General features: G+C 39.9%; 6 protein-coding genes. 5 read left to right on the top strand and 1 reads right to left on the bottom strand.

Annotated elements, in window-relative coordinates:
* Positions 1–123: 123 nt before the first annotated feature.
* The 5 genes from MMU07_RS20075 to MMU07_RS20055 all read left to right on the top strand — a co-directional run bounded on the left by MMU07_RS20075 (position 124) and on the right by MMU07_RS20055 (position 7,829).
* Positions 124–867, top strand: a complete 744-nt coding sequence (locus MMU07_RS20075) for an outer membrane lipoprotein-sorting protein (protein WP_241128394.1) — start codon at positions 124–126, stop codon at positions 865–867.
* Positions 868–895: 28 nt separating this feature from the next.
* The gene (locus MMU07_RS20070) at positions 896–3,979 is read left to right on the top strand and encodes a VPS10 domain-containing protein (protein WP_241128393.1); all 3,084 of its coding nucleotides are present in this window, start codon (positions 896–898) and stop codon (positions 3,977–3,979) included.
* A gap of 241 nt (positions 3,980–4,220) precedes the next feature.
* The gene (locus tag MMU07_RS20065; protein WP_336246212.1) at positions 4,221–5,897 is read left to right on the top strand and encodes a formate--tetrahydrofolate ligase; all 1,677 of its coding nucleotides are present in this window, start codon (positions 4,221–4,223) and stop codon (positions 5,895–5,897) included.
* Between the two features lie 202 nt (positions 5,898–6,099).
* On the top strand, positions 6,100–6,909 hold the full coding sequence (locus tag MMU07_RS20060; protein WP_241128392.1) for a copper resistance protein NlpE N-terminal domain-containing protein: 810 nt from the start codon (positions 6,100–6,102) through the stop codon (positions 6,907–6,909).
* A 161-nt stretch (positions 6,910–7,070) separates the two neighbouring features.
* Complete coding sequence (locus MMU07_RS20055; protein ID WP_241128391.1) at positions 7,071–7,829, top strand: hypothetical protein; 759 nt, start codon at positions 7,071–7,073, stop codon at positions 7,827–7,829.
* Between the two features lie 79 nt (positions 7,830–7,908).
* On the opposite strand, the gene MMU07_RS20050 is transcribed toward MMU07_RS20055, so the two are convergent.
* Entirely contained in the window at positions 7,909–10,740 is a 2,832-nt protein-coding gene (locus MMU07_RS20050; protein WP_241128390.1) for a S9 family peptidase, read from the bottom strand.
* Between the last annotated feature and the right edge of the window lie 138 nt (positions 10,741–10,878).

The raw sequence follows: 10,878 nt of genomic DNA, 5'->3' as shown, positions 1-10,878 counted from the left end.
TTCCTCTGATACAGAAAATCAATTGACACTAGCTGTCAAATAAAATTTGGCAACGTGTCAAATTCGGGGGAGTCATATAATTTTAAAAGAAAAATCTTCTAACCAATAAAAAATCACAATTATATGAAAAAGTCAATACTAATTCTTTCATTCTTATGCTTTTCCACATTATTACATGCTCAAAAAGTGGAAGATATTATTGATCAATATCTAGAAAATACCGGTGGTGCTGCAGAATGGGCCAAATTATCATCTATGAAAATGGAAGGTAAAATCAGCGCGCAGGGAATGGATATTCCACTTGAAATTGTCCAAACCAAAGAGGGGAAAATGTATATGAAATTCCAGCTTCAAGGCCAGGAAATTGTTCAGCAGGCCTTTGATGGAACTGAGGCTTGGGGAGTTAATTTCATGACTATGAAAGCCGAAAAAAGTGACAGTGAAACCACTGAAAACATGAAACGTGAGATGGGTGATTTTCCTGACCCTTTTTTAAATTTTAAAAGTAAAGGTTATACAGCTGAATTGCTCGGTGAAGAAACCGTGGAGGGTACTGAATGTTTTAAAGTTAAATTGACCAAAAAACCTTTGTTGGTAGATGGGGCAGAAGTAGAAAATATATCTTTTTATTTCTTTGATAAAGAAAACTTCGTTCCTATCATGGTAGAAAAAGAAATGAAAACCGGTCCTGCAAAAGGTATCACAATCCAGACTTTAATGAGTGATTATCAAGAAGTCGAAGGATTATACTTTCCTTTTTCTATTACTGAAAAAGCAAAAGGATCACCACAGGGACAAGGGATAAGTATCACTAAGGTAATTTTGAACCCGGCTTTGGATCCTGCCGCATTTGTTTACAAGGATTGATTTTTCAAAACTTATGTATTATTTAATCATGTCAAAGAAATCTAATTTCAATTTCTTGGTGGTATTTTTTTACCTGATTGCAAGCGGTTCTTTTGCACAGGAAAATATCACTTTAAAAGGAAACGAACTATTCGGATCCTTATCAGCAAGACAAATTGGACCCGCTGTGATGAGCGGACGTATCAGTGACCTTACAGGGCATCCTACCAATGGCCGAATTATTTATGCCGGTGCTGCAGGTGGCGGAGTATGGAAATCAACCAATGGCGGAACTACTTTCAAATCTATTTTCGATAACTACAATCAGTCTATTGGGGTAATTGAAGTTGACCCATCCAACCCTGACAATGTCGTATGGGTGGGAACTGGGGAAACATGGGTAAGAAACAGTGTTTCCTATGGAAATGGCCTCTATAAAACTACAGATGGAGGAACTACTTGGAACAAAGTCGGATTTGAAAACTCAGATAGGATCAGTGGAATAGCCATCAATCCCGAAAATTCATCTGAGATGTATGTTGGTGTTTTGGGAGCTTTATGGGGGGATAGTGAGGAACGAGGAGTATACAAAACCACTGATGGCGGGCAGACTTGGACCAATGTCCTTGCCGGTATGAAAGATACTGGTTGTTCTGATTTGTTTATGGATCCAAAAGATCCCAACACCTTGTATGCTGCTTTCTGGCAGGTAAGGAGGACAGCATATTCCTTCAGTTCGGGTGGACCAAACAGTGCCTTGTACAAAACTACAGACGGTGGCAAAACCTGGACCAAAATCCATAATGGATTTCCAGGAGGAGAATTAGGAAGGATAGCAATTGCTATTGCCCCTTCCGATCCCAACATCTTATATAGTGCAATAGAATCCAAAGAGAAAAAAGGATTATATCGTTCAGAAGATGCCGGCAATTCCTGGACTTTTATGAACGGGGATTTTGAACTTACTGTTAGACCATTTTATTTCTCAAGAATGGTAGTTGATCCTAAAAATTCAGATGTGGTTGTAAAAGCAGGCTTGTCAGGAAGTATTAGCAGAGATGGAGGAAAAACTTTCAAGAACCTTGGAGCCATGCACTCTGATATTCATGATGTTTGGTTTGATATTCATGATTCTGATAGGTTTTATGTAGCTACCGACGGTGGATTGTATAGAACATGGGATGGGGGAACGACCATGGAAATGGTGGAAAGTTTACCCGTTTCACAATTTTACCACGTCAGTGTTGACAATGATGAACCTTATAAGATATATGGAGGACTTCAGGATAATGGATCCTGGTTTGGTCCATCCTCAAGTCCCGGAGGCATTGAGCCGGGAGATTGGGTATCAGTTGGTGCAGGGGATGGATTTAGAGTTTACAGGCATCCTACCAAAAAAATTGTTTATTCCGAAATGCAGGGAGCTGACAATATCTGGCGCTATGACGTAGAAAAAAACAACATCAAAAATATCAGACCTTTTCCCGGTAAAGATGAGCCTAAATACCGTTTCAATTGGAACACCCCGATACAAATAAGTCCCCATCATCCAGATCGGATTTATGTCGGCAGTCAGTTTTTGTTACGGTCAAATGATATGGGAAACAATTGGGAAAGGATATCTCCCGATCTGACTACAAATGACCCTGCCAAACAAAATCAATCATCCTCCGGGGGGATTTCCACCGATAATTCAGGTGCAGAAAATCACACCACAATATTCTCCATAGCAGAATCTCCACTTGACGAAAATATTATTTGGGTAGGTACCGATGATGGCAATGTACAGGTCACCAAAGATGGGGGAAAAACCTGGGCCAATGTGGTTTCTAACGTTCCGGATCTGCCAAAAAACACTTGGGCTTATCATATCCAACCCGGAAATTTTGGCAAAGGAACTGCTTATGCGGTATTTGATGGTCATGCCCAAAATGATTTCAGGCCTTATGCCTACAAAACGACGGATTTTGGAATAACCTGGACGTCTATCATCACCGAAGATGTACATGGATTTGCAAAACATATACTTGAAGATCATGAAAATGAAAATCTTCTTTTCTTGGGTACTGAATTGGGCCTTTTTATTAGTATTGATGGAGGAAAAAATTGGTCAAAATTTACTAACAATATGCCTTCTGCATCTGTCCACTATATGGCTTTGCATCCAAAAACCAATGATTTGGTCTTAGCTACACACGGTCGAGGCATCATTATTATAGATGATATCAGTCCATTAAGACAGATCAAACCCGAAATGCTTAATGAGGAGGTTTATTTTCTCAAATCACCTCCCATGGTGATGTGGGAAGAAAGTGATTTCGGTGGATCAAGTCAGGCCGTCACTTTCGTTGGGCCTAACCCAGACAAATCCGGAAAAATCATCTATTACCTAAAGAAGCGGCATACCTTCGGAGCAATGACTCTTGAAATTTTTGATGCCGATGATAATAAGATTGCTAGCCTTGACCCAGGCAAACAAAAAGGCATAAACATAGTCAGATGGAGTTTCACAGGAAAAGCTCCCAAAGTGGCTAAAGGCAAAACCTTTTCTTTTGGAGGATTTGGAGCACCAAGAGTACCTGCAGGCACCTATAAAGTGGTGATGAAAAAAGGTAAGGAACAATATGAAACCACCCTAGAACTCGTTTATGACGAAAAGGCGGGGATTCCTCTAGAAAGTAGAAAAGCCCAGGGTAAAATGGCTAAGGAATTGTTTGATATGACTCAGGATCTGGCTTATTTGGTATATCAATTGGATAGTTATTTGGAATTTGCTGAAAAAATCAAAGCTTCAGATCCAAAATCAAGCAAATCCATGATTGCATTGATCAATGAACTTAATAAGCTCAAAGAAAGATTGGTCATTACCACAGGTGACAATTATGTAGATACAGCAGAACCTGAATTAAGGGAAAAAATATCCCAATTGTATGGAGTTGTAATCTCAAACTTTGACCGACCATCCGTTGTTCAGGAAGAAAATAAAAATATCCTGCATGAAAAACTGAAAGAATCCCAGAATAAATTCTCTTCCATCATTTCTAAACACGAAAAAAATCTCCTTAGATATGCCAAAAGTGCAAACCTCGAAGATCTGATCTTGGATGATTTTGCAACTTTTATTGAAAAATAGCTTTCTGAAATATCTATCCGATTCTAGAAAAAAGTCTCTGAAAAAAATGTTCAGAGACTTTTTTTATTCATCGATTTTATAGCCCATTTTCGAGCTCCTTATCCGAAAATCACTATTTTAGCCTTAACTAAAAAAATCTAATTTTCAAAAGTTTGGAAAGAAATTAAGCTATCAGTAAACTTAAAAGTAGTCTTAGAATTTTGAATCTGCTAAAAACCCAAATTACTCCAAAAAGAGAATAATGATGACCAAATCCGACCTTGAAATTGCCCATGCATCCAAAATGCTACCGATTTCCCAGATTGCAGCCAAGCTTGGCATCCAAGAAGACGATCTTCGCCCCTATGGAAAATATGTAGCCAAACTCCCGCTCAAGCTGATCGAAGAATCAAAAATAAAAGGAAAAAAATTGATCCTGGTAACGGCCATCACGCCCACACTGGCAGGAGAAGGAAAGACCACTGCCAGTATTGGATTGGCAGAAGGACTTAATAAAATCGGAGTAAAAACAGCGGTGGTTCTAAGAGAACCATCTTTAGGTCCTGTATTTGGGATGAAAGGCGGGGCTGCAGGTGGTGGTTATGCCCAGGTTTTGCCTATGGAATCCATTAACCTACACTTCACCGGAGACTTTGCCGCCATAGAAAAAGCCCATAATCTATTGTCTGCTTTGGTAGATAACCATATCCATAACCAAAAAAACTCGCTCAATATTGATCCCCGTAAGATCATCTGGAAAAGGGTCATGGATATGAATGAGCGTGCGCTGAGAGACATTGTGATCGGACTTGGCGGGTCGGCACAAGGGATACCAAGAGAATCAGGTTTTGATATTACCGCTGCCTCAGAGGTAATGGCGGCTTTGTGCCTTTCCAATGGACTGATGGACTTAAAAGAAAAACTGGGAAGTATCATCATTGGATATACTTATGAAGATGAACCTGTCCGGGCACATCAGCTCAAAGCGCAGGGCGCAATGACTGCACTTTTGAAGCATGCCATTATGCCTAATCTGGTGCAGACTATAGAAGGTAACCCTGCCATCATACATGGGGGGCCATTTGCCAATATAGCACAAGGATCCAATTCTATCCTAGCAACCAAAATGGGGCTTTCTCTTGCAGACTACGTCGTGACAGAAGCTGGTTTTGCATCCGATCTGGGTGGGGAAAAGTTCCTTGATCTCAAATGCCAATATGGTAACCTCAAACCTGATGCTGTGGTCATCGTGGCCACAATCAGGGCTTTAAAGAGCCATTCGGGAATACTATTTCCTGATTTGAAAATTCCAAACAAAGAAGCTGTCACCTTTGGCCTGCCTAACCTTGAGAAACACATAGAAAACATGCGGCATTTTATGCTGGTACCAGTGGTGGCGATCAATAAGTTTGCATCTGATTCTGAAGAAGAAATACAGGTAGTGATTGACCGCTGTGAAAAGTTAGGAGTAAAAGTCGCCCTTTGCGAAGCTTGGGAAAAAGGCGGAGAAGGTGCAACAGAACTTGCCCTGACCGTCAAAGAAGCTGCTGAATCAGGAAAAAGCAACTTCACGCCGCTTTACCGATTCGATTGGAGTATCGAGCAAAAGATAGAAATCATCGCCTGGAAAATCTACGGAGCGGCAGAAGTGGAATACAGCGTCAAAGCCAAACAGCAAATCAAGCTATTCAAAAAGATTGGCCTGGATAAGTTGCCGGTTTGCATTGCCAAAACACAATATTCACTTTCAGATGATCCCAAGCTTACCAACAGGCCTTCAGGATTTACAATAAAAATAAGGGAATTTGACATTGCAGCGGGAGCAGGATTTATCATTCCCATCGCCGGCACCATCATGCGTATGCCTGGACTTCCTTCCAAACCTGCCGCAGAAAGTATTGATATCGATGAAGATGGAAACATTACCGGTTTGTTTTAAACTTGGTTTTTGTAAAATTTAAGTAAATAAAATGGATATACACTTTTTTGTCAGTAACCCTAGATTCTTCTTCATTCAGGACGGAAGACCGAAGTCGGAAGACCGATGTATCGGGCAATTAAGTCCTCGGACAAGAATTCAAATTGGATATCCTATCTACCGGCATCATTGCTTCCATACATTTCAAACAATATCATGTTTTATGAAAAAGCTTTTGGTTATGTTTTCTGCCGCCATCTTTATGGCAACCTCATTTTCCTGCAGTTCAGAAAAATCCCTTGAACATGGGGACTCTGTTGAAATATCCCTTTCTTCTGTTGCAACCGGTGATAACAGTCAAAACAGCCTGGATTGGAAAGGAGTCTACAAAGGGGTTTTGCCCTGTGCTGATTGCGAAGGGATAGAAACTACCATCAATCTAAAATCTGGCGGAACTTTCAAAAGGATTCAGACATACCTTGGTAAAAAAGACGGATTATTCGCTGATGAGGGGACATTCCAATGGGATGAGAAGGGATCAAAAATCACTTTATACGGTAAACAGGGAGAAAGTCAGATGTATTTGGTTGGGGAAAATGCACTTTTCCATCTTGACAAGGAGGGAAATCGGATTTCGGGCGATTTGGCACCAAATTATATCCTTCCAAAAAACCCAACTGATCCAAGAATTGAAGATAAAAAATGGATTATTACAGAACTTCGGGGCAATCAGATTCAATCAAAAGAAAGCTTCAAAGAGGTCTTCTTACAATTTGAAATGGAAACGGCCACTGTCTCCGGCAATGGGTCCTGTAACAACATCTTTGGCCCTTACGAATTGAAGGAAGAAAATCAGATTACCTTTGGGAATATTGCCTCAACCATGATGGCTTGTCCCGAGATGGAAATGGAAAAAACCTTTTTGGAGATCTTGAGGGAGGCAGATAATTACAGTGTCACGGACAGCACGCTTTCTTTAAATAAAGCCAAGATGGCGCCTTTGGCACGGTTTTCACTCAAAATATCTGAATAAAAACAAAGAAATCAGCTAAACAAGAGGTAGTTGCTGTGTTTTTTTTGAATATTTAAAAAAGTGTTTTTTTGTATTTCAGAAAAACACTTTTGTAAGTTAACAAGTATTTTCGCTATGGGTTATATCCATATAAATTTAGCCTAAGACAACTACTTTGGATTATGAAATTCAATTCTTGTATATTCGTGGTCGAAATCAACATGAGGATATTTATGCCAAGAAGTCTTTTTACTCTTATTCTAAGCATCTCTTTTATAGGGTTATTGAATGCCCAAGGCTCTCGGGACAATATCTCTGGCGGATTTGGATGGGGAATGATTTATGCCGAAAACGCCGGCATTTACAAATACATGGAGTTCAAGATGGAACCTACATTCTCCTTTTCTTATAGCAAAGAACTTTCCGAACGGTTTGATCTACGAGCCACTGTAGGTGGTCAGATGTTAAATAGCGGTGAGTTTAGACCCTTAAACAGTCCCATTATTATAGAATGGGGGGATAATGGCCAAGCTTACTATTTTAAAGGAATGGGTTACTTTCTTGATGTGGTTCCCGTATATTATTTCAACCCTAACACTTCCGGTGGAGTGGGTGAACCCATTAATTTTTATTTTGGTTTGGGTCTTGGTGCAATGTATTCTGAAAGAGCCCAAAGAGTAATGCGAGATGGTGTTTTAGAAAACGGTATGTACATCCAGGGATTTGTGGAGAGAAGTATTCAAAATACAGTAGCTGCGTATGTCCCCTTGAAATTCGGTTTTGTCTCAAACTTTGAATACGAATGGGATTTGGGATTGGAGGTATCATCCATGTTCCTCACAAACTCCAAAGTGGACGGCAACAACATGCAAAATAAATTAATCTATCCTGACGTGATGGCTAACTTTCAGTTCTTCATCAGAAGATATATCAATAGATAAAAAAACAGGAAATTCCAAAACCACAAGGCCATTGGGTTAAATTCCTCAATGGCTTTGTGGTTTATTAGGGATACAAACTTTAATTGCCTGAAAGTTCATATTTGAGGGTTCTTCCTTTTTCCACTGCAGGAAGTCCTTCTGTCATCCAAAGAGGTGCGGGGGCTCCTTTAAGATAGTAATCAAAGAATTGGGCCATTCGGATAGAAAGATCTTTCCTGTTTTTTCTCAACCTGAGGTTATGGTCTTCCCCGTTGTATTGCAGCAGCCAAGCCGGCTTATTCAGTCTTTTCAATGCCATAAACATCTCAATACCCTGATACCAAGGAACCGAACCGTCGTCATCATTATGCATTATCAGGACGGGCGTATTGACCCTGTCCATGGTAAAGAGCGGCGAATTTTCAATGTAATAGAGAGGCTTGTCCCAAAGAGTCCCTCCTATTCTTGATTGCGTTTGCTCATACTGAAACATCCTGCTCATTCCAGTACCCCATCTGATGCCACCATATGCCGAAGTCATATTCACAACAGGTGCACCGGCACCTGCTGCTTTAAACATATTGGTTCTTGTAATCAAATAAGCAACCTGATATCCCCCCCAAGACTGCCCTTGTATGGCCATGTTTGAAGCATCCACAAATCCTCTTGCCATCAAAGCCTGAACGCCCGGTATGATGCAATTATAAGCACTTGGCCCGGGTAAACCCAAGTCATACTTGATATCAGGCACAAAAATCAAATAATCATTGCTTACAAAATAAGGAATATTGATCGTAGATGCGCTAGGGGCAGGAGCTCTATAGGAGTGCAATCCGTCAGAATTCCTTTCATAAAAATATACCAACATGGGATATTTCTTATTGGGATCAAAATTGTCTGGTTTAAACAGGAGACCTTGAAGAGGAACCCCATCATTTGCCAGAAAATTGACCAATTCTACAGAACCCCATTTCACCTGGCTTTGCTGGGGATTTGCATGGGAAATACGTGACAATTCAGACAAATTCAGGTCGGTGGCATAGATGTCAGAATATTCCAGGAATGTAGACCTTCTGACGATTAACTTATCAGAAGCCTCAGCCTTGGTCAAACCTGAATAACGGTGATCCGTAAAAAGAATGGATTGAGGAATATTCCCACCTGTTATATCTCCTCTAAAAAACCCATTTTTCTTAGACAATTCATTAAACGCATTCAATAACAATGGCTGAGATGGGTCTATGCTTTCCTCTTCATAGTCCAGCTTTTCCCTCCTGAATACAATTTGCTGCTTCTTTCCTTCACCTTTTGTCACATTCACAGGAGCAGACTTTCCTGTGGGATCTATTCTCCAGATATCGTACCTGTCATATACCAAAAAGGCCAAATCGTCTTTAACCCATCCTGCGGCACCATTACTTGATGGAAGTGCAGGAGAATCATGCAGCTCATCATAAAAATTACTTTCTATATCCTGCGTCAGGTTTTTGAAAGTTTTGGATTTGATGTCATAGGAAACCCAAGAACTGTCCCGCTCATCATACCAATAAACATATTTTCCTTCAGGAGATAATTGTGGGTTGCCGGGAACATCCTTTCGGATCAAACTTTTGGTTCCTACAGTCAAGTCTATCAAATAAAGGTCTCTTCCAATCTGTATGTCCCAACTAAAATTTCTACGGTAGGGACTCGCATCAAAACCAAGCCCATATTGGTTTTTGACTTTCTTATCTGTAACAATCTGAGAAACTGATTCATCGCCAACCTGTATGATGGCTTTGGATTTTAGATTATAAAAAGCCAGAAATGATTTGTTCTGTTCCCTGTTTTTGTTCCTTAACTGCATCGGCTGAATTTCAGCATCCTGCCAACCCCAAATATCCAAACTGACCCTCTCCTCTTCGAGAATTGTAGTATCGTCCTCATATTGGAAAGACAAATAATCGGGAGCTGTACCAAAAAACAAGCGATTTTCATCATTTGAAAAAAACAAGCGTCCATTCTTACTCACCATTCCACCAATGCCCGAAGTACCTTTTGATGCTATCTTCTGGTTTTTTTCTTTGGCCATATCAAATAAGTAAAGGTCGTAATATGGTTTTTTTGATTTGGCGGAATCTTCTGTGGCCAAGTATGCTATAAACTTATTCTCCGAAGAAAAAACCGCTGAAATATATTCAGTTTTTCCTTCGTCAATCAATCTTGAAACCCCAGATTTAAGTTCAAAAAGATATAATCCCGCGTTTTTCAAGGTATCTTCTGAAGCCTTTGAGTAATACAAATACACTCCATTTTCGTCAAAACTGTAGGATTTTACCCTGTCAAATTCAAAGAACTGCGTTCCTGATAGGTTTTTGACCAAGAGCTTGGTTCCATCAGTTTTTTTTGGCTTTTCAGATTTTGTGTCTTTAATTTTTGTGGTGTCTCCGTTTTCTTTCTTTTCTCCTTTTTGGGGCAAATCTTTTTCGAAATGAACTGCAACCCAATTTCCTTTTTTGGAAGGTGTCGAAAATGACTTAACTCTTGCCAATTTCTCCCATTCTCCATTTGACAGGTTCATGATAAAAACACTGTCCTTTGGCATATCATCCGCTTTTTTCTTTTTCATTTTGAGAATTCGGACTGTGTCAGTCTGAGGGGTAATTTTCCCTATCACAAACTGACTGTTGTTTGAAAATGTCCATTGACTGACGCGGGGAAAAACAAATCGCTGATCAGGATTTTGATGGGATACTATTTCGAGTCTGCCATCACCTTCTTGGGGATTGACTGTATAACCTATCCATTGACCGGATTTTGAGATTTTCTCTGATGCCACAGATTCCCAGCCATCATAATCCTGATGGGTCAAGGCTCTTTTTTCTTGGGCTATCGCAAATGTCGATGACCAAAAAAGAAGGATAAAGAGATGAAATATGATTTGGGTTTTCATTTTAATCGGGCTTTTGATTTGTTTCAAATAAAATAAAGAACAAGTAAGAATTCCTTAAGTTTTATTTTAGTGGAATTTGGATGAGATAAAAAAAATGCCACAAAGCATATGATGCGCAGGAAAATTATCCTTTAACAT

The sequence above is a fragment of the Cognataquiflexum nitidum genome, from assembly GCF_022538055.1.
GTDB lineage: Bacteria > Bacteroidota > Bacteroidia > Cytophagales > Cyclobacteriaceae > Cognataquiflexum > Cognataquiflexum nitidum.
Note: the sequence above shows the minus strand (reverse complement) of the source record. Positions and strands in the feature narration are given on the sequence as shown.